The following is a 25,160-nucleotide window of genomic DNA, read 5'->3' on the forward strand; positions in this document are numbered from 1 at the left end:
TTCGATGGTATCCGAGAGAACGAGATGGTAAACCTGTGCGGTGTCACGTTGACCGTAGCGATGGATGCGCCCAATGCGTATGCTCCATATCCATCGGATTCCACGGCAGATCGAAGCTGAACAGGATTCGCGCGAACTGCAGATTGATGCCTTCGCGTCCTGCTGCCGTGCAAACCAGCACACGCGGGCCATCCTTTTGGCAGAAGCGGCGCTCGGCCGCCACCTTGGCTCTGTGGTCACCACCGCGCAGCACCACGACGCCCTGACCGGGGAACGTCTGCTCGATCTCGCGGGCGATCATATCGACTGTGCCGAGGTAGGTGGCGAAGACCACAATCTTGTCACTCGGATTCTGTCGCCACAGAGTTCGCTGGTCGCGCATGAGGCGGTGTCTGAAGCCGCCGTCGTCGGCTATCCGCACGACATCAAGGGCCAGGGCATCTATGCCTATGTCACGCTGATGAAGGGCACCGAGCCGACCGAAGCCTTGCGCAAGGAGCTCGTCGCCTGGGTCCGCAAGGACATTCGGCCCGATCGCCTCGCCCGACCTGATCCAGTTCACGCCCGGCTTGCCGAAGACGAGCTCCGGCAAGATCATGCGCCCGCATCCTGCGCAAGATCGCCGAGGACGAACCGTCCAGCCTCGGCGACACCTCGACCCCGGCCGATCCGGCCGCGGTCGACGACCTCGTGCAGAACCGGCAGAACAAGAGGGGTGCGCAGGCGTAGGAAAGTGACCGTATCGTACCAACCCAATGCTCGAACCTGTGGAGACAACGCTGTGAGCTATCGACCGGCAATATGTTGCGAGCGGACGTATCCCAAGGAACGCCAATCGGGATAACGGTTAGCCGAGGTCCGGGCTCAAACCCGACGCCTCCACCATATCGAAGCTAGTCGTCCGTGAAGATCGGCTAAGCGATTGAGGCAGAATCGCATTTGCTGGTGTGGACTGTTTTTGGATTGCAAGGTTTTGATGTTTCGAGCCTCGGAACCTTGCAATTTCATTTTCAGGATTCAGTCGAATCGCCAGTCATGATTCCGTGGTCGCGTCGGAGGTGACGATGCGACCGAAGAAGCAAAGGACGACGGGATCTGGCGATCTGTTCCGGGCCAGGCTGGACCAGATCATCAACATGAAGCACGAGCTGGTTCAGCTCGCCGGCAAGGTCGATTGGGACTGGATCGACGGCGAGATCGCGCCGCTCTACAGCGAGAACGGTCGGCCGGGGATCGCGACCCGCTTCGTGATCGGGCTGCTGCTGCTCAAGCAGATTTACGGCCTGTCCGATGAGGGGGTGTGCGAGCGCTGGGTCCACGACCCGTATTTCCAGTACTTCACCGGCGAAGAGTTCTTTCAGCACGCGTTTCCGCACGAGCGCTCGGACCTGAGCCACTGGCGCAAGCGGCTCGGCGACAAGCTGGAGCTGTTGCTGGCCGAGAGCCTGCGGGTGGCGCACGAGGCCGGCGCGTTACGCAGCCAGGACCTCAAGCGGGTCACGGTCGATACCACCGTGCAGCCGAAGGCCATCACCTTCCCGACCGATGCCAAGCTGCTGCACGCGGCGATCAGGGGGCTCAACCGCCTGGCGAGGAAGCACGGGGTCAGGCTGCGGCAGTCCTATCTTCGCATTGCCAAGACCGCGGCCATGATGGCGGGACGCTACGCCCATGCCAAGCAATTCAAGCGGCATCAGCGGCAGTTGCGTATCCTGCGCAGCCGGCTGGGCCGGATCATCCGCGATATCCGCCGCAAGATCGAAGGTCAGGCCGTGCTCGAGAACGCGTTCGCCCTCCCGCTCGGCCGGGCCTCGCAGATCCGCTCGCAGCAGCAGCGCCAGCGCGGCTGGAAGCTCTATTCCTTCCACGCCCCGGAGGTGGAGTGCATCGGCAAGGGCAAAGCAGCCGCGCCTTACGAGTTCGGTGTCAAAGCCTCCATCGTCACCAACAACCGCCGTGCTCCCGGTGGCCTGTTCGTGCTGCACGCCAGGGCGCTGCCCGATAACCCCTACGACGGTCATACCTTGCGCGACGTCATCGACCGCACCGAGACACTCACCGGCTGCGCGATCGAGCGGGCCTATGCCGACAAGGGATATCGCGGCCACGACGCACAGAACCCGCGCCGTGTCTTCATCTCCGGCCAGAAGCGCGGGGTCTTCGGTATCATCAGGCGCGAGCTGCGCCGCCGCTCCGCCATCGAACCCATCATCGGACACCTGAAGACCGATGGTCACCTCGGCCGCTGCTACCTCAAAGGCCGCGCCGGAGACGCCGCCAACGTCATCCTCTCAGCCGTCGGCCACAACTTCCGCCGCATCCTCGCCTGGCTGAGGGGTCTTTGGCGCCTCTTCCTGGCCACCCTCATCGCAGCCATCAGCGACCGCTCACCGCTGCAATCGGCTTCTTAACGGACGACAAGCTAGCGTGCCGCTTCCGGCTCAGCGTGGGGATGGAAGCGGCAAGCCTATGTCTGTTTACTGTTTGGCCCGAGTGATAGTGCGCCGTTGGACTGGGCGGGCGTGATGCATTGACCCGCGTCAAACCAAGGGCGATCCAATACTGCTAAAAGCGCGTATCCGAAAAACTGGGGCATGATATGATTATCTGTGGCCTGAAGTCTTTCATGATTGCTGGTCTGACCGCTGGTTTCGCCGCGGCCGCTCACGCTGAAGACGCCGATGTTGGCAAGGCGGAATTTCAAGCTTCGTGCGCAAGCTGTCATGGCGTGGATGGAAAGGGCAAAGGACCCGTTGCTGGGCAGCTGAGTGTGCCGCCTGCCGATTTGACGGCCTTGGCCAAGAACAACAACGGGGTCTTTCCTATTACCGCCGTCTACGAAGCCATCGACGGGCGGAGAACAATATCCGCGCACGGCACCCACGAAATGCCGATTTGGGGGGAACGGTTCAACCCCGTCAAGAACTTGCCTCACATTGTCGATCCGGCCTACGACGCGCTCGATCCTTCCCGGGATTTGCGGGAGGTCGTCGTGCGAACACGAATCCTTGCCATTATCGATTATCTGAACCGCATTCAGCAGAAGTAGCGCGCCGCGAAAGCTCCATGGGGTCCCCCGGCTACGCAATCTGCCGCAATAGATGGGCGGCAACCGCACGCGCGTCCAGGCGCTCCCATCATTGATCCCCATCAAGGCGGCTGCGAGCAAAGCCGGTAATGGTCATACGGAAACGGAGGATCGACGATGACCGGCATAGTGCTCGACGCCCAGCAAATTCAGAACGCCCAAGCGCCCGTTCGCCTCTGGCTTGAGCAGCAGATTTCGGCCGCTCTCGGTCCGAGGCCGGCACCCGGAGCGTCGTCGCCCCGCCTGGTTGCCTGCACGGAAGCCCAGGCAGCGAACCTCCTCAATCGAATCAGGCAAGCGCCATCTGCGGTAGAAGTGTTCTTCGGACTCGCCCATCCTGAGATCTCGTTCGGTGACCCGCCGGTCGTGACGTTCCGGCTTCTCGATCTTCAGCGTCGCGCCGGCATGCAGAACATCGCCAAGCTCCTGGAATGTCTCGACCTCATCAACCGGTCATTTGCGGAAATATGTGGTGATCCGGCAACGCGTTTCTGTGACTTTGACGCCGCAGGGCATTGCTCGCTTCTGCCAGCCACTCAGTGCAGCATCGCCGCATTGTGGAAGGCGATCATTGCGGCGGAGCGGCCCGGCGTGCTGCCGATCGCCGCTGCCGAGTAGACGGGGCGGGCGCGAGATGAGCCCGAAAAGATCATGCCGCAAGTCGGCGCGGAAATGGTCGGAACGTCCGTTGTCATTCATCGTCGCCGTGACGTGCATGCTCCTGCTCTGGCCTAGACTGGTGCAAGCAGGGGAAATCCGGGATGTGCAAACTCTTGCGCCCCTGGTCGGGAAGGTTATCCAAAGTGTCGTCGGCATAACGGCCAGCACGGAGACGGCGGCAGCCTCCCGGTCAGGGAATTCCGGTCCCGAACTGCCCAGCGACCCGCGTCCCGCGACGAAAGATGTTTACGGCGCAGGCGTCATCATCAAGGCAGAGTCCGGATTGATCGTGACGAGCAATCATGTGGTCAGCGGCGCCAAGACACTCTCGGTCCGATTGTCGGATGGGCGCCAGCTTGACGCTAGGTTCGTTGCGGCCGACGAGCGATACGATCTGGCGATGCTGAGGATTTCGGCCTCCGGCCTGACCGCGGCCCGCATCGGCCGATCGGTCGACGCCGAGCCTGGCGATTTCGTCCTTGCGGCCGGTGGCTCCTTGAAATCCACTCCGAGCGTCAGCTTTGGCATCGTCAGCGCTCTGCATCGTTCGCGGCCCGGAAGCCCTTGCCGGGATCTCATTCAGACCGATGCCTTGCTGGATCGCGGCAGCGCAGGTGGGCCGCTGTTCAATCTGCGGGGCGAAGTGATCGGCATTGTTGCCGCCAGCACCGGCGAGACCGAATCCGAGCGCGCCTTTGCGATTCCCTCGGATGCCATCGATCGCCTCTACATCAGAATGAATTAGGTATTCCGCGGGATCGCGGATCGTTTCGAAGTGCGACCGATTTGACTACCTAATGGTGATTGCTTGATGATCGTGCACCCGGATCAGTAGGCCATGATCGGCGTTTCCAGCAGGTGATCGTTCACAGCAACGACACCGGGAATTGCCTCCGCGGCAATCCGGATCGCTGTGCGCTCGGCGGCGGATGGCGCATATCCCCACAGGTCGACGATGCCGTTCTGTACGGTCGCAGTCAGATTGAACGTGTGTGCCCACGGTTGCCCGTGAAGCTCGCCGAGTAATCTCTTCCTGATGACGGAATCGGCGGGTGACATCTCCAGCTTCGGCCGGGCGCTCGCGACGGCCTGGAGCAGGTTGGCCCGGCTGACGATGCCGAGGAGGTGGCCGGCCTCATCGACGATGGGGACACGCTTGATGCCATGTTTCTCGAGCAGCATCGCAATTTCATGCAGAGGCGTGTCGGGCGCCGCGGTCACGACCTTGCGGGTCATGATGTCGGCGATCTTGACAGCATGGGACTTCACGTAGTCGGACGCCATTTGCGCGTCTCCGACCAAAAGCCGGAGCCACCACGAATACGGGCGCTCGGTGCCGGCTTCAGTCCGATGCATCAAGTCGCTTTCCGTGACGATTCCGACGAGTTCGCCATCCTTGCCCACCACAGGAACGGCGCTGATGCGGTGCTGGAGCAGCAGGGAAGCAACCTGCCGCACCGTTGCGTTGGAGTTCTCCGTGATAACGGGTGACACCATGACATCGCGTGCTTGCATGATCGTGCTCTCTGTAGGACGGAAAGATACCCCATTCTGTGGGATCGCGCGCATGCGTGATTTGACTCCGATCAATTGATCTAAAGCTTCCGGGCATTAGACAGGATTTTTTGAAGCGGAGGATGTTTGGATGGCGGGAATTCCAAAGAACGCGCTCGTGCTTGTCGGAAACGGGCGCAAGGCGCTGTTGCTCCGCAACGAAGGCGACAATCAGTTCCCCAACCTGAAGGCGGAAGCGGTGTTCGAAGATCAGAATCCGCCAACGCACCTACAAGGCACGGACCGTCCAGGACACTTCATAAAAGGGATCGTCTCCGGTCAGCGGGGAGCCGTCGAACCGACGAACTGGCACGAACTCGAGGAGTATCGGTTCACGAGGCGGATTGCGCGGGCTGCGGAGGAGATTGTTCGGAGTGGAAGGACGACGGCGTTTGTCATCGCCGCTCCGCCGCGAACGCTGGCACAGCTTCGGGCGACGCTCGCTACCGATGTCAAGCGTCACATCATTGCGGAGATTCCCAAGGATCTGACAAGGCTTCCCGTCGGGGAAATTGAACGGCACATTGTTGAGGCGCTTGCGTCGCCCACACGATAGGCGACGTGCCGTCGACAGCGTCCCACGAGCAAGTTCAAGAGTAAGTTCGTCTCGTCGTATAGAACAGCCAGATTGCAATGACGGCCAGCAACACTGACATTATCCGCCTGATGAGCATTGTGTTTGCCTGCTTTTCGATGCTTGACCGGATGGCGTTCGCTGAAATCACGACAGCCGTATGTATTGCAGTCGCTATCGTGACGTATACCGTCAGCAAGATCGCTATCTGCGGAAGCAGTGGACGTGCTTGATCGATGAAAGTCGGAAAAATCGATAGATAGAAAACTCCGGCCTTGGGATTGAGTAGATTGGTAATCAAGCCCCTGAAGAAGAATTTGGTATGTGCCGTCGCCTCGACTGGCTTGGTGATCTCTTGCGGCGCATCGCGCCATCCTTGCCAGGCAAGCCAAAGCAAGGTAGAGCGCGCCACCCAGCGAAGGGCTTCGTAAAGCGGGTTGGAGGCAGCCACGATAGCTGCAAGGCCGAGCGACGATGCGATCCCAACTCCAAACAAGCCGAAAGCAACACCGGCTGTTGCGGCAAGACCGGCCCTGCGTCCGGCCGACGCGGCCAGCACCGCGAGATAGCCCATGTTAGGTCCCGGGGTCAGTTCGATGAGCGTGACCGTGAGTGCGAAAGCAAAGAGAGAGTTTTTACCCATGGATCGATCCCTGCGCTTCCGAGGCGGGGTTGCCCTAGATGTTGGTCTGATGGCTTGATCTGGGTCAAATTGTCCGCGTCATGCCGCCTCTCTCGATTCCGAGCTGACATGAATGCAGTCGACAGAGGGCGCAACGGCCGCGAGCTTCCGCAGGTAGCATTCGACGTGGGCAACCAGGGTAGCGGCCCCATCCTCGACGGCGATTCCCACATGAGCTGACAGCTCGCCGAATGATCCTGAGGCGAAAACCAGCGGTTACAAAAGCTGCACGGCTTTTTGATCCAGATCAGCCTGGCCTTCCATTTTTGAATGATGCTGGCAGACCATCGCGTACACGAAGCTCTGGGGAGGTTGCCATGTTGGCTTTGGATGTCATGCGGACGTCTTTCTCGACGATCAAACCCGGCGCGCCATTGCTCGATGCCGTTCGTCTCTTGCTGGAAACTGGCCAGCGCGGCTTGCCTGTGCTCGATGGCTCAGGGGCGCTGATCGGTGTTATCTCTGAAGGAGACTTCCTTCACCGTCGCGAACTCGGCGTGCATTGGCCAGAGGGATTTTGGCTCGAATGGCTGTTGAGCAGAGAGGAGGGACGGCTGGTCCGAGAGCGGACCCGGGCCCTGAGCGTCGACGCTGTGATGAGCCGCAAGCCCGTTTGCGTCGACGAATGCGCGACTGTGGACGAGATCGTGGTCGAAATGGACAAGCATCAGATATCGCAAGTCATGGTGCTCCGGGGTATGCGTGTCGTCGGCATCGTTGGACGTGTGCAGCTGATCACCGCGCTTGAGCGGATACTCGCGCGATCCGAGGGTAACTGACGCGGAAGACCCCGGCAGGCGATTGCGGAGCGTGCGATTGATCCGGACGCGCTTCCGGTTGAGCGTAACAGCGGCGAGAAACTAGGCTCAGGTTGGCGCCTTGCCATCAAAGAAATCCCTGAATTGACCTTGCTCGAGGCGCCCGTGCAGCCGATTGCGAATGCTAGGCAATGCCCATCGAATGCCGACGAGGTTCGCCATGACTGACCGAATGAAGTTGCCGGCCGTCAAGCAATCGGTGAATTTTGAAGCAGATATTGGTAGGTCGAAGCCGACCGATCACCGCTGGCTACTGGATGCGTTGGAGGATGACGAGGTTCGTGAGGCCCTGAAGCACGATGCGGCGCTCACATCCTCCGAGGCGGACGGCAGGCCGGCGCATGACTAATGATCTGCCACCGACTCGTCCGAGCCCGAAGCCGGCTCACCATGTCGACAGGGCTGTGGTACTCCCGGGTGGGCAGCCCAACGGCGCCGAAGAGGACGGCCGTGCGCTTGGCGCTCTGCGCAGCATCCTGCAATCGCCAAGCTATCGGGAGGCGGATCAGGACGAAGAGTTCCTACAGAGCGAAGCCACACGCGGCATTCGCCTCCAACTTGATTTCCTTAAGACGGAGACCCTGCTCCGGGAGCATCAGATCGCTCATACGATCGTTGTCTTTGGCAGCACTCGCATTTGCGAGGCGCGGGCGGCGCGCCGGACCGTCGCATCGATAGCCGATGCGCTCGCGTTGAATCCCGACGATGGCGGCTTGCAGCGCCGTCTCAAGACGGCACGGAGCCTTGCGGCGAAGACCAAGTACTACAGAATCGCACGCGAGTTCGGACAGATCGTCGGTGCCGCGAGCGAAAAGGCTATCGGTGGCCGCCTCATGATCATGACCGGCGGCGGGCCGGGCATCATGGAAGCAGCCAACAGGGGCGCGCACGATGTCGGGGGCCCAATCGATCGGACTGAACATCACCCTGTCGAAGGAGCAGGCCCCTAACCCATATGTCACGCCCGAGCTCTGCTTCAGGTTCCACTATTTTGCGATGCGCAAGTTACATCTTTTGATGCGCGCCCGCGCGCTGGCGGCATTCCCGGGCGGCTTTGGCACGATGGACGAGCTGTTCGAAGTGCTGTCGTTGGAGCAAACCCGAAAGATCGCGCCGGTGCCGGTTGTGCTGGTCGGCGAGTCGTACTGGCGTCGCGCGTTTGATCCGGATTTCCTAGTCGACGAGGGCGTCATCGATCCGGAAGATAGGGACCTGTTTTGGTTTGCAGAGGGTACGAGACGGCCGGCCGGCCGCTTCTGCCGATCGGAGACGACGTCTCACGGGGCAAGTCAATCAGTCAAGAGGTCGAATCGTGAAGTTATCCTTTCATGGCGCCGATCGCGCTGTGACCGGGTCCTGTCACCTGGTCGAGTGCCTGAACCGACGCATTCTGATCGATTGCGGTCTTTTTCAGGGAAGCCGCGACCTGGTGGAAGAGAACGTCGCCGCCTTCGGGTTCGATGCTGCAACCATCGACTATGTCCTGCTGACCCATGCCCACCTGGATCACTGCGGCAGGATTCCATTGCTCGCGAAGCGAGGATTCAGGGGTGAAGTGATCACGACCGCGGCCAGTCGCGAGCTGGCCCGTCTCGTGCTGGTCGACGCCGCGCATCTGCAGGAAGAAGACGCGCAGCGGAGAGCCCGCCAATGGCGCAGGCGGGGCAAAGAAGAAGCGCCGTCGCCGCTCTACACCGTTGTGGATGCGCTCGATTGCTTCGATCGATTTGGAAGGACAGCTGAATATGGACAACCGCTGCAGCTCGCAGAGGGACTTCGTGCGACGTTCTTCGATGCCGGCCATATCCTGGGCTCTGCGAGCATTCTGATCGAGGCTGCCGAGCACGGCCGCACGCGTTCGGTCCTGTTCTCGGGCGATCTCGGCAACGCCGGTCGTCCGCTGCTGCGGCTGCCGAGCCCTCCCGCTCGCGCCGACATTGTCGTCATGGAATCGACGTATGGAGACAGGTGCCATCGCTCGTTGAAAGACTCGATCGAGGAGCTTTACGGCGCGATCAGCGGCACGCTGGCGCGCGGCGGCAACGTCATCATTCCGACCTTCGCGCTCGAGCGTGCCCAGGAAATCCTCTATGTCCTGCATCAGGGGATAGAGCGGAGCAGGCTGCCGCCGGCCATGCAAATCTTCCTGGACTCGCCGATGGCGATCTCGGCGACCGAGATATTCAGGCGGCATTTCGAATGTCTCAGCCCCGAGGCTGCCTGCATGTTTCGCGAAGGGCGGGATCCACTGCAGCCGGCAAACCTGCATCTGGTCCGCGAGAGCGCCGATTCGGTCGCCATCAACAGGATAATCGGTGGCGCTGTCATCGTGGCCGGATCCGGGATGTGTACGGGTAGCAGAATTCGCCATCATCTCCGACACAATATCTGGCGCAAGGAATCGGCTATCGTGTTCGTTGGATACGCTGCCTCGGGAACGATTGCGCGGCAGATCATTGATGGAGCCACGTCCGTGCGGCTGTTCGGCGAAGACATTGCGGTTCGCAGCGCGATTTACACGATCAACGGATTTTCAGCTCACGCGGACCAGCAGGAGCTGCTTGCGTGGCGGCGCGCGATCGAGGGGTGCGAGGCAACGTTCCTGGTTCATGGCGAAGAGCCTGCGATGCAGGCGCTCGCTGCGCACTTGGAGGGACAGCGGGTCGAGCTGCCGCGTCTGGGCGACGTCTTTGATCTGTAGACGGCGAACCGGACATACGGCCAAACGAGCGTGCTGAGCTACTTGTCGCTTCAGCTCGCAGCCTTCATGTCCTCGGGAGATTCGACGTAGAAGCCGGTATAGGTATCCACGAAGCAGAGGTGGTCGTGCACCTTCTTGACGCCGGCAGTGTTCTCCGCGGCCACGATGGTCGCTTCGCGCGCATGGTCGCTGGTGACGATGCCATGCATATGGACAACGCCGCTGCGGACAGTGACCTCGAACCCGATGGGGCGCCAGCTCACGGCGTCGATCTGCCGGAGGATACGATTGCGGATATGATCGTCGTCTGCGGTCGGATCTGGGATCTCGTGCTCCAGACTGGCCACGGCCTGGAGCAAGTTCGACCGGGTCACGATGCCGACAAGGTCCTTGCCGCGCATCACGGGGAGGCGCTTGACATCGCTTTTCTCCATCAAATGCACCAGCTCATCGAGCGGCGTTTGTTCTTCGACTGTGACTGGATCCAGTGTCATCACGTCTTCGATCTTGCGACCGCGCTCGTGGACGAAGTCATCGGCTGCGCGGCCAAGTCCGAATAGGAACTGGAGGATGGCCGAACGCTTGCGCCCGGTCCCGATCTCGCCGCGGCGCAAGAAGTCGCTTTCCGAGACGATTCCCGTCAATTTGCCGTCGTCGACGACTGGCAGGCCGCTGATGTGGTTTCGAAGCATAATGTTGGCGGCATCCTCAATTGAGGTCCGAGGCGTAACGGTGATGACATTGTTGGTCATGATCTGGTGGGCGCCCATCAATGCCTCCGATGAGCCTGTCGATTACAAAGTAGTAGCTTTCGCGCGACATTCCTTTGACGAGGCTCAACCGCCTGCAATGGCGCGAACTAGATCTGGATCTGCGTGTCAGGAAGATCTGGATTGTTGTGACTGCTCCAGCCTATCGCGGGTGAGTCCGTCGTAGCGCCTGTAGCGCCAATGCTCTCAATCGCTTCGTCGCGATGCTTTCCGATCGGTGGATGGCGATCAGAAGCGACCCGAACAAGAAGATCATCATAATAGCCTTTGCTGTTTCACTGGCCATTGCAGAAACTCCGAATGCGCGGTGACTTGAAATTGAGCGCATCGCAGTGAGATAGCGTTGTTCTCGATCAACAAAGCGGCGAGCAATTTGGCGAGTTGCTCACGCCATCAACGATCACGAAGCGCCGGAAATGTTCCTCGCTTAGTCGCTTTCAGTGAGCCTGCTTCTCCAGCTCCTGATCGTCCGGAGATTTCAGGTAGAAGCCCGAGAAGCTATCGCCCCAGCAGAGGTGATCATGCACTTCGCGGACGCCGGGAACGTTCTCGGCCGCGACGATGGCGGCTTTGCGAAATCTGCTTTCGGTAATCACGCCGCTCAAGTGGACGATGCCGTCCCGGACGACGACGCTGAGTCCAAGCGGGCACCAGGCGTTCCGTTCTATCTCGTCCAGAATGCGCCGCCGGATCTGGTCGTCGTTCTCGGTCGGCGCAGGTACGTCGCGTGCAAGGATTGCCACCGTTCGCAGCAAGTTGCTGCGGGTGATGATGCCGACAAGCTTGCCACCGCGAACCACCGGCAGCCGCTTGACGTTGTTTTTCTCCATCAGTTCGACGACCGTCGCCAACGGTGCATCCTCGGCCACGGTGACCAGCGCGCGTGTCATGGTCTCCGATACCTTTCGTCCATGCTCGAATACGTAGTCCTCGGCCCACTTTCCCGGTCCGAGAATGAAGGTCATCAGCCAGTTGCGCTTCCTTTCGGTGCCGATCTCGCTGCGATGAAGAAAATCGCCTTCGGTGATGATGCCTACGAGCGCGCCGTCGTCATCGACCACCGGAAGCCCGCTGACATGGTACCGAAGCATGATGTTTGCCGCGTCGAGGATGGTGCAGTCCGGCGTTGTCGAGAGCACCTTGCGGGCCATGATCTGGTGCGCGTACATCCGAATGTCTCCCATCGTTCTGGAACGTGGTGCCTGACTCCAGATGCGGTGGGACGCGTTGATCTGACGCAAGCGGTAAATTGGGTGCGGTTTGATCTGGCGCAAATATCACACGCGATCGCTGCGTTACAAAGTGCGTGTCCTTGCAGGCCGAACACGCAGAGAGGCCAGATCGTGTTGCCGGGCTGCGTTGGATGAAGGGCGGCATTCGCCGTTACACCCCCGTCGGCGGAGCCGCCCTCCTCTGGACCGTTCCAATAGCGAAGACCGAGGGTCGCATGCAAAAGGACTATGCCGACGTCTGCAAGCATATCTCCAACAATCTGGGCCAGCTGCGCAAGGGCATTCCTGAAACCATGCGAGCGTTCTCGGCCATGGCGCAGGCGGCAACCGGAAATGGCGCGCTTGATGCACGAACAAAGGAATTGATCGCGCTCGCGCTGGGCGTTGCCGCCCACTGCGACGGCTGCATCGGCTTCCACGCCGAGGCCCTGGTCAAGCTTGGGGTCGGCCGCAAGGAGCTCGAGGAGACGCTCGGATTGGCGATCTACATGGGCGGTGGACCGTCCCTGATGTACGCCGCTGACGCGCTCGGGGCTTACGACCTGTTTCAGGAGCGCGCGGTGGTTGCCGAACCGGCAATGGATTGATCCGATTGACGCCACGCGCCGCGAGGCGTTGGCGAACTGCTGGAAGGGACCGGAGCTGTCCTACTTCGATAGCCGGGAGATTGGTGCGATGTGCTCTGGAGATGGCAAGCGGCGGCTGCCGCAGCAACACGGGAATGGAGCCGTCACCGTTGCGCAGCCACGTCAAGCGGCGAAGAATGCCGATGAGGTGGCGCAGAAGAAGACGCGTGCCTGAAAGCATCAGGACGACGCTTCATATTGGGCGTCCCGCGCCGAGCGGACGAAGCGCCAGGCCGCGCGACATCAGGACCAAGCGACCCGCGACCACTTCATGAAGATCGCGGCCGGATATGAGGCCCTTGCGCGCTCGGCTCGCAGCATCGGACGGGATCCAGATTAGGCAGGCGACGGACGAAGAGCTCAGGCGGATCGAGGCAAGCTTGACCTAGCTCAACGTTGGCAGCGCTGCCATGCGCAACAATAGATGATCATTTCGGCCCGGTGGAGCAGACACATGTATTTGGCCAATGTCATGGTTTACGTTAACCCTCAGCAGCAGGACGAGGGACAGGTTCGCGTCGCTGAAGGCATTGCGGACAAGTTTCATGCATCGTTGATCGGCGTTTCAGCCTCCGCCATTGATCCGCCCTTTGTCGCCGAGGGGGTGATCATCGAGCAGACCACCGAAGATGATATCAAGCGGATGCGGGCTGATCTCGCGGCCAAGGGCGAGTGGTTCAGGAAGATCACCGGGCGGGAGCGTCACAAGGTGGAATGGCGGTGGGCGCTGGAATCCCCGACCGCGTTCCTTGCTGAGCAGGCCAGAGCGGCAGATCTGGTTGTCTTCAAGCGCCGGAAAGTCCAGTCCGACAACTTCCACTACCTCGATTCGGCCGAAGCCATCCTGCGGATGGGGCGTCCCACGCTATCGGTGCCGGAAGGTGTGACCGGCTTGTCGGCCGACCACATTGTGGTCGGCTGGAAGGATACCCGCGAGGCCCGTCTGGCGATCCGGGACGCATTGCCCTTCCTGAGCCGAGCTATCAAGGTGACTGTCGCCGAAATCTGCACGTCCGACGAGCAGGACGCAGCGACCCGCCGTTTGCGCGATGTGGCGAGCTATCTCGAACGGCACAGCGTCAATTGCCAGTTCGACGTTCGCGTTCACACGGCCGAGCCGGATGCAGAGTATCTTGTCAGATTGGCAAGGAACGAAGGCGCCGACCTCATCGTCACCGGAGGATATGGACATAGCCGGCTCGGTGAATGGATGTTCGGTGGCATGACGCGCGGCTTGCTGCAGCACGCACCAATCTGCCTGCTGATGTCGCATTAGACCAGCCGTCCCAGGACGCGGTGACTGTGGCCTCCGAGAATGTCGGTCTTGCGGGCGCCATTGCCGTTTGGTGCGGTTGCCGACCGGCGCGCCAACGCAACCCGGCCGTCTGAGGTCCGACAAGTCGAAAATAGCGGTGAGATGCCCATGGCGCTGATTGGTGATCTGCACCGCGTCAATTGATCACGATCAAGGGCTGTGAGCCGGGGTGCGTTCAAAATGGAGCTGCACCAAAGGAGGCAGATTGCCATGACACGCAACGTCGGACTCATTGATCAGTACGCCCGGATCATCGTCGGCTTGGCCCTGATCGCATATACCCTGAAGGACGGCTCGCTTGGATCGGGTTGGCTGGTCGCCGGGACCCTCGGATTTGTTCTGATTGCGACTGCATTCTTCTCGTACTGTCCGCTCTACACGTTGCTGGGAGTCAACACTCGGCAGAAGTCCAGCTCGGTCTAGAGATCTGGTAACGGTAATGAATGAAAGCCTTACTCTTGCCGAGCTGCGAACGCGGCTCGATCGTCTCGGCAACGGCGCTGTTTTGAGAATCTCCGATCGCGATTATGAGCGGTTATTTGGGATCAACGAAGTCGCTGCCGCCAAGGCCGCACAATTTGCCAGGAAGCATCATTGTGTGAGCGTTCCGGGAGAGGGTTCGGTGTACTTCCGAAAATCGAACTCCGGCGCGTATGGTTCAGTCGAGTTGGTGCAAGACGTGCCCCCGATGTCCCGCTGAGCCCGAAATCCGTTCAACGAACCTTCAGTCGAGAGTGATGATAGTCAGAAGCAGCTGGAAGATCTGCCAGCCGGCGGCGACCAGCAGTGCTCCAACGATCAGCAGACGGCCGTACCATGAGACGGTCGGGCCGTTTCGACGCTGGCGGCGTCGGACCAGCTGGTTGAATGTTGGCGCCGGTGTAGAGGTTGTAGCGGCCCGAGCATTGCTATCGCTCGTGTCGTCAAGTCTCTGTGCGTTCCGTTGCCGTGATCGATCCATTTGTGGCCAAAGCCATTTATCGTACCAGTGCAAGGATCGCATTCGGGGGGAGAATGGCCTTGATGCGGATCAACTCTGATCCGCGCTCCCGCTAATGGGTAGTGTCTGTAGGTCATCCATTCAGTGCGGTATCGCTGGCAGGATATTGTCGTCCCAGCGCAGCGCGATTTGATTCATGTGTGGCGGCTGGAAGCGCAAGGCGCTTTCCCATCTCCGCCATGACGAGGTAGCCAAGCGTTATCAGCGTGATCGCGCCCAGCAGCACGGGCGGCAGGCTCGCGAAACCGAACAAGGAACCGGCCGGTCCCAGCGCGAGGAAAATGCCTGAAGCAAGCGCGCCGAGCGAACCCAATGCCAGAATGCGATGCGGGCGGCTGGCGCGCCATAGCGACCGCCGCGAGCGGATCAGAAAGATCACGAGGATCTGGGTAGCGATCGATTCCAGGAACCAGCCGGTTTGGAACGCGGCCGCATCGGTATGGAAAACTTTCAGGAGAATGGTGAAAGTCGCGACGTCGAATAGCGATGAAATCGAGCCCATGACGAACGTGAACCGCAGGATATCCGCCATATTCCATGATTGGGGTCTCTCGGCATCCTCCTCGTCGATTTCATCGAACGGAATGCCGATCTCGGAGAGATCGTAGAGCAAATTGTTCAGGAGGATCTGCAGCGGCAACAGCGGCAGGAACGGCAGGGCAATGGATGCCAGCGCCATCGATAGCATGTTGCCGAAATTCGAGCTGGTGCCCATGCGGACATATTTCAGGATGTTTGCGAACGTTCGCCGCCCCTCGATCACGCCAGGGCCCAGCACCGAGAGGTCCGGGGCCAGCAGGATCATGTCCGCGGCGGCGCGTGCCACCTCGGTCGCGCCGGCGACGGAAATTCCGACATGGGCGGCGTGAATCGCCGGAGCGTCGTTCACGCCGTCGCCCATGAAGCCGACGACGTGACCGCGTTGACGCAAGGCCCGGATGATCCGCCTCTTCTGCTCGGGATCGATCCTGGCGAACAGGTCGACATCCTCGATCTGCGCGGCGAGCGCCTGATCGCTCAGATTGGCGATCTCGCCGCCGGTCAGGATACGACCGGAGGGAAGACCGACGGCATCCGCGACATGCGCGACCACTGCAGCGTGGTCTCCGGAGAGCACCTTGATGCCGACGCCACGTGCCCTCAGGTCTCGGACCGAGTCGGCCGCATCGCGCTTGGGAGGGTCCGCGAACGCGCAGAAACCGACCACCGTCAGGACAGCTTCGTCCGCGGTCGTAACATTGGCCCGATCCGGCGCCATGGTTCGGATGGCGACGCCGAGCAGCCGAAAGCCCTGCCGGGCATGGTCATCCTGCAGGCGAACGAGCGCGGCACGGTGGCTGTCATCCAGCGGCCGGGCCAAGCCATCGACCTCGACTGCAACCGCGCGGTCCATGATCGCTTCCGGCGCGCCCTTGACGATCAGGAACCGGTCGTTGTCCCGCGTCGCAAGGACCGAGAGGCAGCGCCGCTCGAAGTCAAACGGAATCTCGGCGAGCCGGGTCCAGGCGCTGCTGCCCGGCGGGCTGTCTGCGGCAAGCAGCGCCTCATCCAGCGGGCTATGAATGCCGGTCTGGAAGGCGCTGTTCAATCGAGCCAGCTCGAGCACCCGATCGCTGGGGCGTCCCGCAGGATCGAAATGTGCTGCGAGTGTGATCCTGGCTTCTGTCAGCGTGCCGGTCTTGTCGACGCATAACGTGTCCATCGCACCGAGATCGTGGATAGCAGACAGCCTCTTGACGATCACCTGCCGCTTCGCCATCCGCTGCGCTCCGCGCGCCAATGTCACCGTCATCACCATCGGCAAGAGCTCGGGCGTGAGACCGACGGCGAGCGCGACGGCAAACAGGAATGATTCCATTGCCGGCCGATGTGCCACGAGGTGGGCGAGCAACACGAACAGCGTCAAAAAAAGCGTCAGCTTGAGGATGAGCAAGCCAAGCTTCTGTACACCTTGCTCAAGGGCGCTTGGGGGATCGTTCGCCAGTAGCTCGGCGCTGATCATGCCGAAGCGCGTACGGCGGCCAGTCTCGACGACGAGCATGACCCCGTTGCCGCCAACGACGCTAGTGCCGGCGAACAGCGCATTGCTCGCTTCCGCAGGCTGACTGGTCACGCATGGCTCCGTCGTCTTCGCGGCAGGAAACGGCTCGCCGGTCATCAGGGCCTCGTTCAGCTGGAAATTGCGGGCCATGAGCGCGACCCCGTCGGCCGGCACGAGGTCGCCGGTCCGCAGCTCCACGACGTCTCCGGGCACGAGTTCGCTCACCGGCAACGCGACGATTGCGCCATCGCGAATGACATCGGCCTGGATGGCAACCGAGCGTCGCAACGCATCGGCGGCGACCTCCGCGCGGTGCTCCTGCACGATATCCAGCGTCAGTGACAGGCCCACCACGAGCGTGATGATCACAAAGCTCGCGAGGTCGCCGCTGAAGCCCGACACGGCCGCCGCCACGATCAGGATGGCAATCAACGGGTTGACCAGACGATGTACGATCTTCTGCAGGATCGATCGCGTGCCCGATGGCTCTGCGAGGTTTGGGCCGATCCGGGCGAGCCGCTTTTCGGCCTCCTGTTGGCGCAGACCGCACCGCTGGGTGTCGAGCCTGCACAACAGCGCATCGGCCGGCTCCCGCCAGAACGCTTCAACGGCAGGCCCATACGCGGGCGGCTTGAGCGGCATGAGAATCTCGCGCTGCTGGAAAGAATTGGCAGCAAATCATATTGCAGCCTCGTAGGTGCGAGGTTGATGCGGCTCAAGCGACTCGGGGCGGTGTGCGACCCGTCTCCCTGGTGAGGTAAGTCTCGGGCAACGCGAGGAAATTCTCGCTCCAAGGCAGGCGGGGCCGGGTCGAGCCACAGCCGCTGCTTGCTGGCCAGCGTGTGCGCGGCTAGGATTACTCTTTCAAAGCACGCGAATGGGTAGAAAACGCTGTCCCATGGAGCGATTTATTCACGACGAGAACCTGGCCTTGTTCAGGAAAAAGCTTGCAGATCCACAGCTGACGGACGAGGAACGCAAGGTCGTGCTCAAGCTGTTGGCCGATGAAGAAGCGAGACAGATTGCCTCTCAAGGCACGGCAGACGATCGCAAGCCGGATTGATGCAGATCAAGTCCGATGCCCGGGCAATCTGCTTTGCTTGGATTGCGCAGATCCCCTAACTGCGTAGAGCAGCCCCACTGAAGCTGCCGGCTGGCCTAAGCTGGCGGCTTCTTTGGGCGGGCCGCGATCGGAGACCCGCAGGATGGTGTTCCGGTCCGTGATCGGATCGGACTTGAGTTTCTGAACGCCGCCGCTGCGATCACGCACAGGAAGCAGGATTCGAACCGAGGAGCCGGCTGGCAACGTCGATCGTCACGTTGTGGTCATCGACGGGTCGGGCAAGGAAATTCACCGGGAGGCGATCTATCTCGCCTAGGGACTCGCGCATAGTCTATCGATGCAAGGCAGGCGCCATTGGCGCGATCATCGGCGCCTTTGCATGCTTACAAGGGTTGATCGTCTTCGGTCGAAGGTTCTTGCTCTAACGAGACAAAGTCGCCGCCGCCATAGTCCTCTTCCGCCGGCGGGTAGGCCATTTTCACCAGTTGGTCTTCGACCCGCTTCACGCCCGAGACGTTTTCCGCAGCAACGATCGCTGCTTTGTGCGCATTATCGCTCCGGATGCTGCCGCGTAGGCTGACGATCCCGTCATTTACGCTGACGTTCAGTGCAGCGGGTCGCCAAGGCGCATGCGCAAATGCCGCAATGACCGACGCACGGATCTGATCGTCATTGCCGGAAATGGAAGACCATTCGAGGCGAAGCCTTGCGATTGCCGTCATGAAATCCGTGCGCGTGACCATCCCGACCAGCTTCTTATCGCGCATGACCGGGAATCGCGTGACGCCGTGCGATTCCATGAGCTGGACGACCTGCTCGAGCGATGTGTCCTCCTCGACGGTGATTGGGTCGGGCGACATGATCTGACTGACCTTGCGGCCATGTTGGCGCGCGAAGTCGAGTGCAACCTGGTTCGTGCCCGCGAGCATCGCAAGCCAGCGGCCGCGGCGCTTCTCCGTTCCAACTTCCACGCGCCGGATGAAATCTCCGTCCGACAGGATTCCGATGAGCGCTCCGTCTTGATCGATGACAGGAAGGCCACTGATGTGATGGGACAGCATGGTCTTGATGGCATCGATCACCGATGCATCGCCATCGATTGTGATGACGTTCCGTGACATGATCTCCCGTACGCGCACAGCGTAGATCCTCCGACTCGAACTGATCCAGCTAACTCTCGGAAGGAACAACGTGTGTTGATCCTTATCAATCGGACGGTCGTGCAACTGCGCTGATATGTTAAACAGTGCGGCAGGCAATGGGCAAGCCGACAGCTGGTAATGGTCTCATGCTTTCTGACTGTTCGACCGGTCGCTTGAACGGAAAGAATCTTCACCGGAACCCCGCGCTCCTGACCGTTCATCCCGGGAAGGACGACAGCGTGCCTTTGGACCGCGATCTCCGGCTGGATCTATGCCGAGGTCTTGCGCTCTGGTGCGTCTTCCTCGATCACATCCCCAACAATGTCTTCAGCTGGTTGACCTTGCGCCATTATGGCTTCAGCGATGCGACCGAAGTCTTCATGTTCGTGTCCGGCGTGACATGTGCGCTGAGCTACAGCAGCGTCCGCCGTCGCGATGGGTGGGCTACAGCCTTCGCACATACGCTGCTGCGAAGCTGGGAGATCTATGCGGCCTTTCTCATCCTGACCATCGCGCTTGCCATCGTTGCGTACAGCTCAGGCAGTAACCGGCTGGCGGACGAAGCCAACGTGAAGATCCTGCTGCAAGAGCCGGGTGCTGCGCTGGCCCATGCCGCCATCCTGATGTATCGCCCCGTAAATACGGATGTCCTGCCGACCTTCGTGCTGTTTCATCTATCGTTTGCGCCTGCCCTCTGGGGAATATTGAAGTTTCCTGGTGCGTCCCTGCTGATCTCCGCGTTCCTCTATGCGCTGGTCCAATTGTACGGCTGGAACTTGCCGCAGTGGCCGGTCAATCTGTGGTACTTCAATCCGTTTGCCTGGCAGCTTCTGGTCGTTCTCGGGGCGTGGTGGGCGATCCGGGGCTATCGAATGTTTGGGCGGAAAATCGCATCGTGGCCCGTCGTCGCACCTGCGATAGCGTACCTCGGCTTTGGTCTTGTGATCACATTGAGCTGGCAGATCGAGCCATTGGCGGCCGCGGTCCCCAGCTATATTGCGCGGTTGATCTATCCGATCGACAAGCCGGATCTGGACCCGCTGCGGCTCCTGCATTTTCTGGCAATTGCCGTCGTCGTGGCGAGGTTCGTGCCGCCGAATTGGCGAGGACTTGCCAGGGGCGGCCTGAGGGGCGCAATTCGTTGCGGCGAGCGTTCGCTCGAAACCTATTGTGCAGCCGTCGTGCTCTCCCTGTTGGCGAGTTTGTATCTCATCGAAGTGTCCGACAGCATTGCGGCGCAGTTTCTGACGAGCGCCGCAGGGATCGCGGCGCTCGTCCTGTTTGCGACATGCCTGGCCTGGATCGGCAAACGAAGCCGCCAACATCCGAAACTGCTGTAGACGGCGGACCGGGTTCCGCCGGTCGAATCTAGACCGCTCGGCTATGCCGGGTCGTGGCGCGACCAAGGTGAGCGTCGAACGCCGAGGCGACGCTTCGGACCAGGAACTCCGCATCATCGTTGATCAGGAGCCGGTCACCTCTCATCGTCACCGCGCCGTCCGCGATCAGCCTGTCGAGCCGGGAACGATCGACGACGGCCGAACCAGGATCCCAGCGGTGCCGGCGGCACATTCCCGGCAGGTCGACGGCCATGTCGCACATGATGCGCTCGATGATGTCGGCTCGGAAGCGGTCCTCCGCCGTCAGCATGTAGCCCCTGACGGTGGCAAGCCGGTCCTCGGCAATGCGCGCAAGGTAGTCGCGTGTCGCGACGGCATTCTGCACGAAGCCCTGCGGCACGCGGCCAATTGCGCTGGCGCCGAGACCAATCAGGGTCTCGGCAGAATCGTCCGTGTAGCCCTGGAAGTTACGCCGCAGCCGGCCCTCGCGCTTTGCCATGGCCAGATTGTCGCCGGGGAGCGCGAAATGGTCGAGGCCGATGCGCAGGTATCCGGCATGGGTCAGCGCTTGCGCGACTGCCTCGGACTGACGATGCCGCTCGAGGCTATCCGGCAGCGACGCCTCGTCGATCATGCGCTGGTGCTTCTTGAAGGAGGGAATATGGGCGTATCCGAACACGGAAAACCGGTCGGGCCGCAGCGCGATGCATCTGTCGACAGTATCCAGGCAGGAAGCGACAGTCTGAGCGGGCAGGCCGTAGAGCAGGTCGAAGTTGATGCGGCCGACGCCGGCACGGCGCAGCCGCTCGACCGCTTCCGCGGTCTGCTCAAGGCTCTGCGACCGATTGATGGCGTGCTGGACGACAGGATCGAAGCTCTGGATGCCAAGGCTCGCGCGGTTGACGCCGCTGTAGCCCATTGCTTCCGCCATCGGCTCGGTCAGGGTGCGTGGATCGATCTCGACGGCGATCTCGGCGTCGGGCTGCACGAAGAACGAGTAGCGTAGCGCGCTGAAGAGGTCGGCAAAGGTTTCGGGCGTCATGATCGTCGGAGTGCCGCCGCCGAAATGGATGTGGGAGACGGGCAATCGCCCACCGACCGCTTCGGCAACGAGATGCGCTTCGGTGCGAAGGCCGGCGGCGTAAATGGCGACCGGTTCGTCGCGCCTGGTGATGGAGGTGTGGCACCCGCAGTACCAGCACATCGACCGGCAAAACGGAACATGCAGGTAGATCGAGGCCGGCCGCCGCGTTGGAATCGACCTGAGCCATGTCCGGTAATCAGCCTCGCCGACCGCCGCGGAAAAATGCGGAGCCGTGGGGTAGCTGGTGTAGCGCGGCAGTTTGTCCTGCCCATAGGTGATCGCCAGGTTCGACCGCATCCTATTCCTTGCCTCTCGCTTGCGGCCAATTATCGGAGCCTGGCTCGCCCTTCGCTTACGCCGCCATGATGCGGTTCGACACCGCGCGGTTGCGCAGTTCCACCCGACGCGAGGTCGGAAGGGAGATCACGCCGTTCTGCTCGAGCTGGGTAAAGGTGCGTGACACCGTTTCGATCGTCAGACCGAGATAGTCGGCGATATCCTGCCGCGACATCGGAAGCTCGATCGCCGCATTCTTGACGGCGCGGCGCGCCATGTCGTGGAGGAAGCCGACGACACGATCTTCGGCGCTGCAGATCAGCAGCATCAGATGCTCCTGGAAGCGACGCAGTTCCTGGGCCGTCGCATCCCAGAGTTGGCGTGCCAGATCCTTTTCGTGTGTCGCACGGACCATGAGCGCGGCGCGCTTGACCACGATGACCCGCGTCTCGGAGACGGCCTCGGCCGAGGAGATATGGGTTTCGCCGGCCTCGAAGCCGAAAATATCCCCGGGCAGATAGAATGCGCCGATCTGGCGACGTCCGTCTTCCAGAATCTTGTAGGTTCGGACCGCGCCGGAAACGACCTGATAGAGGTATTCCGCGGCCTCGTCCTCGCCGTAAATTTCGCTGTTGCGGGCGAACCGCATCGGTGTCCCAATCATGCCGAAGGGCCCTTCAACGCGCGCCTGCCGGCTGAGGATGCTGGTCGGGTGACGGCTGTTCTCGAGGGAAATGGCGTTCTGGGTCTGCATGGCGACGCTCCATGGATGGGAAGATCGATGGAGCCAGATTGATCGCATCTTCTGGATCGGGAAATTTGGATATTTCCCCTAAGTAGAAGCCACTTACGTATCTATACGTAGGTGTCGGACAACGAGCATCCCGCCGCGCCAGGGGTCGCTCGGCGCGTTGGTCGAGAGGCGAGGCTAGCTCCCGTTCTTGTCGGGATAGGCAGCGCGTGTGCTGGCTCCATTCCCGTCCTGTTCCCGAAGCCAGCGCGTCGTGCCGCGATCGGTCACGGCGAGCACGAGCGCAAAGATCGCGAAGATGAGACAGACGGCTGTGACGACAAGCAGTGTACTGATTGCCATGTTGGACCCCTCGATCTGATCTAGCCGGCCGCCTTGATGTCTTCCGGCGATTCGACGTAGTAGCCCGAATAGCCGTCGACGAAGCAGAGATGATCGCGGACTTCCCTGACGCCCGAGGTGTTTTCAGCGAGGACGATCGCGGCCTGGCGAGCTCGTTCATCGAAGATCAGGCCGTGCAGATGCACGGCGCCGTTGCGTACCCAGACCTGGAAGCCGGCCGGCCGCCAGCCGGTGGCGTTGATTTCGCGCAGAATCCGTTCACGGATATGGCTGTCGTCGGCGGTCGGATCGGGAACTTCGCGCGCCAGCGATGCGACGGCCTGCAGGATGTCCGCCCGGGTGACGATTCCGACCATGGTCTTGCCCTTCACAACCGGCACCCGCTTCACGCCGTGCTTGTGCATCAGATGCACGATCTCGTCGAGCGGCGCTTGCTCATCGACGGTGATCGGGGTCGTGGTCATGACGTCCTCAACCTTGCGGCCGCGTTCGTGCACGAAATCGGTCGCAGCGCGACCCACGCCGGTGAACAGTTCCAGCCATGCCGAGCGCTTGTGTCCTGTGCCGATCTCGGCGCGCTCCAGGAAATCTCCCTCGGACACCATGCCCCTGAGCGTGCCGTCTTCGTCCATCACCGGCAGACCACTGAGGTGACATCGCAGCATGATATTGGCCGCATCCAGGATCTTTGTGTGCGGACTGACGGCGATGATATGCTTGGTCATTATCTGATGTGCACGCATGTCGGACCTCCGTGTTGAAGCTTGAACAATGAGGCTTTGTGCGTTCCGCGCATTGACCTGGCTCAACGGTCCGCTTGGCCCCGCTCGAGAGATTTCAAGAACAGAATGAAGTCGCCCACCTGATCCCGCTCGAAGCTGAACTGGGGCATGGTCGGATGGCCGGTGACGATCCCTTCCGCCAGCGATTCCTGCAGCATCTCGACCGGATAGCGTTCGTGCAATGTCCGGAACGGAGGTGCTATCCTCAGCGGGCTCGGGCTCACCCGATCGATTGCATGGCAGCGGGCGCAGTAGAGCTGCGCAAGGCGACGGCCTTGCTCCTGGTTCGCAGCGGCCGGAGTCAGCGCGGCGCAGATCGCGCTGATGACCACGAAACCACGAGCGATATGGCTCTGAAATGTCCCGGCTGGATGCTTCACAGTTCGACTCGCGCTTAGTGAGACATCAGGACCGGGACGGTCATCGCGCGCAGCATGTCGCGCGTCACGCCGCCGAGCAGGGTTTCCTGCAGGCGGGAGTGGCCGTATCCGCCCATCACCAGAAGGTCAAGGCTCTCATCCGCCGCGATCGACAGCAGGATCGACTGAACCTCGGACTTGGACGCCGGCAACGACGTGATCTTGGCCGGAAGCCCTTCCTTTGCAAGGTAGCGCACCAAGTGGTCGCTGGAGCTTTCTGAGGGGATCGGATCGGCGCCATCGATGGTGATGACGGTGAGAGCATCGGCTGCGCGCAGCAGCGGCATTGCGTCGTGCAGGGCGCGGGCGGCAAGCCGGCTGCCATCCCAGCAAATCCCGATACGCTTCGCCGAGAACGCGCCGTGGAATGTATAGGGCATGAACAGAACAGGACCCCCGGCTTGGAACAAGAGCTCGCGCGGGATCACGTTGTCGTAGCTGTTGTATTCGCCCAGCGGCTGCACCACCACGGTCAGGTCATGCAGTCGCGCGCTCGCGCAGATCATCTCCCGAGCATCGATGGGGAGCGCACCCACGGCGCGGGTCGCGTAGGATATCCCCGCATTACGTGCCTCGATATCGAAGACGCGCAGCGCAACCTCGGCGCGTTCGAGGGCCTGCTCATGTTCAGCCTCGAACAGTGAGGCGACCGCCGCGCCGCCTTCAACGACGAACGGTACGCTGGCGGTCTCGTAGCCGATCGCCATTGCGTCGAGGTGCGCGCCGGTGCCGAGCGCGAGCGAAACCGATCCGTCGACCGCGGGACGTGGCGACAGCTCCGTCGGGATGTGGACCAGGATGTTCTTGAACATGGCCGTTCTCCAAAGAGGTGGAAGAGCAAGTGCCACCAAAGCACGGATCGAGGCGGGCCAATTTGATCTGCCTCATGCGCGGTCGGGG

The 25,160-nt window shown here is 61.3% G+C and carries 29 protein-coding genes and 2 pseudogenes; 18 read left to right on the top strand and 13 right to left on the bottom strand.

What is annotated here, in order from left to right:
* Positions 1-43 precede the first annotated feature (43 nt).
* The gene (locus JEY66_RS06450) at positions 44-382 is read right to left on the bottom strand and encodes a helicase-related protein (RefSeq protein ID WP_307724629.1); all 339 of its coding nucleotides are present in this window, start codon (positions 380-382) and stop codon (positions 44-46) included.
* Between JEY66_RS06450 and JEY66_RS06455 the strand changes: the two are divergent.
* The 5 genes and pseudogenes from JEY66_RS06455 to JEY66_RS06475 all read left to right on the top strand — a co-directional run.
* Positions 362-729, top strand: a pseudogene (locus JEY66_RS06455) (AMP-binding enzyme); the annotation flags it as partial. The gene JEY66_RS06450 and the pseudogene JEY66_RS06455 overlap by 21 nt on opposite strands.
* Before the next feature lie 335 nt (positions 730-1,064).
* Positions 1,065-2,411, top strand: a complete 1,347-nt coding sequence (locus JEY66_RS06460; RefSeq protein ID WP_026191823.1) for an IS5 family transposase — start codon at positions 1,065-1,067, stop codon at positions 2,409-2,411.
* 215 nt (positions 2,412-2,626) lie between these two features.
* Positions 2,627-3,049, top strand: coding sequence for a c-type cytochrome (locus JEY66_RS06465; RefSeq protein ID WP_244435922.1), 423 nt, complete (start codon positions 2,627-2,629; stop codon positions 3,047-3,049).
* 156 nt (positions 3,050-3,205) lie between these two features.
* Positions 3,206-3,706, top strand: coding sequence for a hypothetical protein (locus JEY66_RS06470; protein ID WP_018268820.1), 501 nt, complete (start codon positions 3,206-3,208; stop codon positions 3,704-3,706).
* A 70-nt stretch (positions 3,707-3,776) separates the two neighbouring features.
* Positions 3,777-4,493 carry a S1C family serine protease gene (locus tag JEY66_RS06475; protein WP_244435921.1) on the top strand — a complete coding sequence of 239 codons (717 nt, stop codon included), beginning with the start codon at positions 3,777-3,779 and terminating at the stop codon, positions 4,491-4,493.
* Positions 4,494-4,576: 83 nt separating this feature from the next.
* On the opposite strand, the gene JEY66_RS06480 is transcribed toward JEY66_RS06475, so the two are convergent.
* The gene (locus JEY66_RS06480; RefSeq protein ID WP_026191822.1) at positions 4,577-5,263 is read right to left on the bottom strand and encodes a CBS domain-containing protein; all 687 of its coding nucleotides are present in this window, start codon (positions 5,261-5,263) and stop codon (positions 4,577-4,579) included.
* 130 nt (positions 5,264-5,393) lie between these two features.
* Between JEY66_RS06480 and JEY66_RS06485 the strand changes: the two genes are divergently transcribed.
* The gene (locus tag JEY66_RS06485) at positions 5,394-5,858 is read left to right on the top strand and encodes a host attachment protein (RefSeq protein ID WP_038386902.1); all 465 of its coding nucleotides are present in this window, start codon (positions 5,394-5,396) and stop codon (positions 5,856-5,858) included.
* Positions 5,859-5,892: 34 nt separating this feature from the next.
* On the opposite strand, the gene JEY66_RS06490 is transcribed toward JEY66_RS06485, so the two are convergent.
* Positions 5,893-6,519 (bottom strand): LysE family translocator, encoded by a 627-nt coding sequence (locus JEY66_RS06490; RefSeq protein ID WP_018268693.1) that lies wholly within the window; start codon positions 6,517-6,519, stop codon positions 5,893-5,895.
* Positions 6,520-6,875: 356 nt separating this feature from the next.
* On the opposite strand from JEY66_RS06490, the gene JEY66_RS06495 reads away from it, so the two are divergent.
* The 5 genes and pseudogenes from JEY66_RS06495 to JEY66_RS06515 all read left to right on the top strand — a co-directional run bounded on the left by JEY66_RS06495 (position 6,876) and on the right by JEY66_RS06515 (position 10,077).
* Positions 6,876-7,337, top strand: a complete 462-nt coding sequence (locus JEY66_RS06495) for a CBS domain-containing protein (protein ID WP_018268815.1) — start codon at positions 6,876-6,878, stop codon at positions 7,335-7,337.
* A gap of 199 nt (positions 7,338-7,536) precedes the next feature.
* Complete coding sequence (locus JEY66_RS06500) at positions 7,537-7,725, top strand: hypothetical protein (RefSeq protein ID WP_125459450.1); 189 nt, start codon at positions 7,537-7,539, stop codon at positions 7,723-7,725.
* On the top strand, positions 7,718-8,326 hold the full coding sequence (locus tag JEY66_RS06505) for a hypothetical protein (protein WP_244435920.1): 609 nt from the start codon (positions 7,718-7,720) through the stop codon (positions 8,324-8,326). The genes JEY66_RS06500 and JEY66_RS06505 overlap by 8 nt, the downstream gene beginning before the upstream one ends.
* A pseudogene (locus JEY66_RS06510) lies at positions 8,268-8,546 on the top strand (LOG family protein); the annotation flags it as partial. The gene JEY66_RS06505 and the pseudogene JEY66_RS06510, both read left to right, overlap by 59 nt.
* A 142-nt stretch (positions 8,547-8,688) precedes the next feature.
* Positions 8,689-10,077 carry an MBL fold metallo-hydrolase RNA specificity domain-containing protein gene (locus JEY66_RS06515; protein WP_026191821.1) on the top strand — a complete coding sequence of 463 codons (1,389 nt, stop codon included), beginning with the start codon at positions 8,689-8,691 and terminating at the stop codon, positions 10,075-10,077.
* A gap of 50 nt (positions 10,078-10,127) precedes the next feature.
* Here JEY66_RS06515 and JEY66_RS06520 read toward each other — a convergent pair whose 3' ends face one another.
* Together JEY66_RS06520 and JEY66_RS06525 are read right to left on the bottom strand one after the other, a co-directional pair.
* On the bottom strand, positions 10,128-10,847 hold the full coding sequence (locus tag JEY66_RS06520; protein WP_018268812.1) for a CBS domain-containing protein: 720 nt from the start codon (positions 10,845-10,847) through the stop codon (positions 10,128-10,130).
* A gap of 437 nt (positions 10,848-11,284) precedes the next feature.
* Complete coding sequence (locus tag JEY66_RS06525) at positions 11,285-12,016, bottom strand: CBS domain-containing protein (protein WP_018268811.1); 732 nt, start codon at positions 12,014-12,016, stop codon at positions 11,285-11,287.
* 278 nt (positions 12,017-12,294) lie between these two features.
* Here JEY66_RS06525 and JEY66_RS06530 point away from each other — a divergent pair, with 278 nt between their 5' ends.
* From JEY66_RS06530 to JEY66_RS06550, 5 genes are all read left to right on the top strand, one after another.
* The gene (locus JEY66_RS06530) at positions 12,295-12,666 is read left to right on the top strand and encodes a carboxymuconolactone decarboxylase family protein (RefSeq protein ID WP_026191820.1); all 372 of its coding nucleotides are present in this window, start codon (positions 12,295-12,297) and stop codon (positions 12,664-12,666) included.
* The gene (locus tag JEY66_RS06535) at positions 12,644-12,880 is read left to right on the top strand and encodes a hypothetical protein (RefSeq protein ID WP_018268809.1); all 237 of its coding nucleotides are present in this window, start codon (positions 12,644-12,646) and stop codon (positions 12,878-12,880) included. The genes JEY66_RS06530 and JEY66_RS06535 overlap by 23 nt, the downstream gene beginning before the upstream one ends.
* 279 nt (positions 12,881-13,159) lie before the next feature.
* On the top strand, positions 13,160-13,981 hold the full coding sequence (locus tag JEY66_RS06540) for a universal stress protein (RefSeq protein ID WP_018268808.1): 822 nt from the start codon (positions 13,160-13,162) through the stop codon (positions 13,979-13,981).
* 249 nt (positions 13,982-14,230) lie between these two features.
* Complete coding sequence (locus JEY66_RS06545; protein ID WP_026191818.1) at positions 14,231-14,443, top strand: YgaP family membrane protein; 213 nt, start codon at positions 14,231-14,233, stop codon at positions 14,441-14,443.
* A gap of 16 nt (positions 14,444-14,459) precedes the next feature.
* Entirely contained in the window at positions 14,460-14,720 is a 261-nt protein-coding gene (locus tag JEY66_RS06550) for a hypothetical protein (protein WP_018268806.1), read from the top strand.
* Between the two features lie 373 nt (positions 14,721-15,093).
* On the opposite strand, the gene mgtA is transcribed toward JEY66_RS06550, so the two are convergent.
* The gene (gene mgtA, locus JEY66_RS06555; RefSeq protein WP_018268805.1) at positions 15,094-17,703 is read right to left on the bottom strand and encodes a magnesium-translocating P-type ATPase; all 2,610 of its coding nucleotides are present in this window, start codon (positions 17,701-17,703) and stop codon (positions 15,094-15,096) included.
* A gap of 256 nt (positions 17,704-17,959) precedes the next feature.
* On the opposite strand from mgtA, the gene JEY66_RS06560 reads away from it, so the two are divergent.
* Complete coding sequence (locus JEY66_RS06560) at positions 17,960-18,124, top strand: hypothetical protein (protein ID WP_016847819.1); 165 nt, start codon at positions 17,960-17,962, stop codon at positions 18,122-18,124.
* A 383-nt stretch (positions 18,125-18,507) separates the two neighbouring features.
* Here JEY66_RS06560 and JEY66_RS06565 read toward each other — a convergent pair whose 3' ends face one another.
* Positions 18,508-19,245 carry a CBS domain-containing protein gene (locus tag JEY66_RS06565; RefSeq protein ID WP_018268804.1) on the bottom strand — a complete coding sequence of 246 codons (738 nt, stop codon included), beginning with the start codon at positions 19,243-19,245 and terminating at the stop codon, positions 18,508-18,510.
* Between the two features lie 137 nt (positions 19,246-19,382).
* On the opposite strand from JEY66_RS06565, the gene JEY66_RS06570 reads away from it, so the two are divergent.
* Positions 19,383-20,606: an OpgC domain-containing protein gene (locus tag JEY66_RS06570; protein ID WP_244435919.1), complete on the top strand. Its 1,224-nt coding sequence runs from the start codon at positions 19,383-19,385 to the stop codon at positions 20,604-20,606.
* Positions 20,607-20,634: 28 nt separating this feature from the next.
* On the opposite strand, the gene hemN is transcribed toward JEY66_RS06570, so the two are convergent.
* The 6 genes from hemN to JEY66_RS06600 form a co-directional block, all read right to left on the bottom strand.
* Positions 20,635-21,987, bottom strand: coding sequence for an oxygen-independent coproporphyrinogen III oxidase (gene hemN / locus JEY66_RS06575; protein WP_018268802.1), 1,353 nt, complete (start codon positions 21,985-21,987; stop codon positions 20,635-20,637).
* Between the two features lie 55 nt (positions 21,988-22,042).
* Entirely contained in the window at positions 22,043-22,720 is a 678-nt protein-coding gene (locus JEY66_RS06580; RefSeq protein WP_018268801.1) for a helix-turn-helix domain-containing protein, read from the bottom strand.
* A gap of 174 nt (positions 22,721-22,894) precedes the next feature.
* A complete protein-coding gene (locus JEY66_RS06585) occupies positions 22,895-23,059 on the bottom strand; it encodes a hypothetical protein (RefSeq protein ID WP_018268800.1) in 165 nt (54 codons plus the stop codon).
* 20 nt (positions 23,060-23,079) lie between these two features.
* Positions 23,080-23,802 carry a CBS domain-containing protein gene (locus JEY66_RS06590; RefSeq protein ID WP_026191816.1) on the bottom strand — a complete coding sequence of 241 codons (723 nt, stop codon included), beginning with the start codon at positions 23,800-23,802 and terminating at the stop codon, positions 23,080-23,082.
* A gap of 62 nt (positions 23,803-23,864) precedes the next feature.
* Positions 23,865-24,173 (bottom strand): c-type cytochrome, encoded by a 309-nt coding sequence (locus JEY66_RS06595; RefSeq protein ID WP_018268798.1) that lies wholly within the window; start codon positions 24,171-24,173, stop codon positions 23,865-23,867.
* Positions 24,174-24,235: 62 nt separating this feature from the next.
* Positions 24,236-25,072, bottom strand: coding sequence for a universal stress protein (locus JEY66_RS06600; RefSeq protein WP_018268797.1), 837 nt, complete (start codon positions 25,070-25,072; stop codon positions 24,236-24,238).
* Positions 25,073-25,160 lie beyond the last annotated feature (88 nt).

Source organism: Bradyrhizobium elkanii USDA 76, from assembly GCF_023278185.1.
Classification (GTDB): domain Bacteria; phylum Pseudomonadota; class Alphaproteobacteria; order Rhizobiales; family Xanthobacteraceae; genus Bradyrhizobium; species Bradyrhizobium elkanii.

Coding starts and splice junctions, on each gene's coding strand:
- JEY66_RS06565 (WP_018268804.1), bottom strand. CDS start 19,245: ATGTCACGGAACGTCATCACAATCGATGGCGATGCATCGGTGATCGAT.
- JEY66_RS06590 (WP_026191816.1), bottom strand. CDS start 23,802: ATGCGTGCACATCAGATAATGACCAAGCATATCATCGCCGTCAGTCCG.
- JEY66_RS06500 (WP_125459450.1), top strand. CDS start 7,537: ATGACTGACCGAATGAAGTTGCCGGCCGTCAAGCAATCGGTGAATTTT.
- JEY66_RS06580 (WP_018268801.1), bottom strand. CDS start 22,720: ATGCAGACCCAGAACGCCATTTCCCTCGAGAACAGCCGTCACCCGACC.
- JEY66_RS06520 (WP_018268812.1), bottom strand. CDS start 10,847: ATGGGCGCCCACCAGATCATGACCAACAATGTCATCACCGTTACGCCT.
- JEY66_RS06560 (WP_016847819.1), top strand. CDS start 17,960: ATGGAGCGATTTATTCACGACGAGAACCTGGCCTTGTTCAGGAAAAAG.
- JEY66_RS06460 (WP_026191823.1), top strand. CDS start 1,065: ATGCGACCGAAGAAGCAAAGGACGACGGGATCTGGCGATCTGTTCCGG.
- JEY66_RS06550 (WP_018268806.1), top strand. CDS start 14,460: ATGAATGAAAGCCTTACTCTTGCCGAGCTGCGAACGCGGCTCGATCGT.
- JEY66_RS06470 (WP_018268820.1), top strand. CDS start 3,206: ATGACCGGCATAGTGCTCGACGCCCAGCAAATTCAGAACGCCCAAGCG.
- hemN (WP_018268802.1), bottom strand. CDS start 21,987: ATGCGGTCGAACCTGGCGATCACCTATGGGCAGGACAAACTGCCGCGC.
- JEY66_RS06495 (WP_018268815.1), top strand. CDS start 6,876: ATGTTGGCTTTGGATGTCATGCGGACGTCTTTCTCGACGATCAAACCC.
- mgtA (WP_018268805.1), bottom strand. CDS start 17,703: ATGCCGCTCAAGCCGCCCGCGTATGGGCCTGCCGTTGAAGCGTTCTGG.
- JEY66_RS06485 (WP_038386902.1), top strand. CDS start 5,394: ATGGCGGGAATTCCAAAGAACGCGCTCGTGCTTGTCGGAAACGGGCGC.
- JEY66_RS06585 (WP_018268800.1), bottom strand. CDS start 23,059: ATGGCAATCAGTACACTGCTTGTCGTCACAGCCGTCTGTCTCATCTTC.
- JEY66_RS06525 (WP_018268811.1), bottom strand. CDS start 12,016: ATGTACGCGCACCAGATCATGGCCCGCAAGGTGCTCTCGACAACGCCG.
- JEY66_RS06465 (WP_244435922.1), top strand. CDS start 2,627: ATGATTGCTGGTCTGACCGCTGGTTTCGCCGCGGCCGCTCACGCTGAA.
- JEY66_RS06490 (WP_018268693.1), bottom strand. CDS start 6,519: ATGGGTAAAAACTCTCTCTTTGCTTTCGCACTCACGGTCACGCTCATC.
- JEY66_RS06505 (WP_244435920.1), top strand. CDS start 7,718: ATGACTAATGATCTGCCACCGACTCGTCCGAGCCCGAAGCCGGCTCAC.
- JEY66_RS06570 (WP_244435919.1), top strand. CDS start 19,383: ATGGGCAAGCCGACAGCTGGTAATGGTCTCATGCTTTCTGACTGTTCG.
- JEY66_RS06530 (WP_026191820.1), top strand. CDS start 12,295: ATGCAAAAGGACTATGCCGACGTCTGCAAGCATATCTCCAACAATCTG.
- JEY66_RS06545 (WP_026191818.1), top strand. CDS start 14,231: ATGACACGCAACGTCGGACTCATTGATCAGTACGCCCGGATCATCGTC.
- JEY66_RS06450 (WP_307724629.1), bottom strand. CDS start 382: ATGCGCGACCAGCGAACTCTGTGGCGACAGAATCCGAGTGACAAGATT.
- JEY66_RS06600 (WP_018268797.1), bottom strand. CDS start 25,072: ATGTTCAAGAACATCCTGGTCCACATCCCGACGGAGCTGTCGCCACGT.
- JEY66_RS06540 (WP_018268808.1), top strand. CDS start 13,160: ATGTATTTGGCCAATGTCATGGTTTACGTTAACCCTCAGCAGCAGGAC.
- JEY66_RS06480 (WP_026191822.1), bottom strand. CDS start 5,263: ATGCAAGCACGCGATGTCATGGTGTCACCCGTTATCACGGAGAACTCC.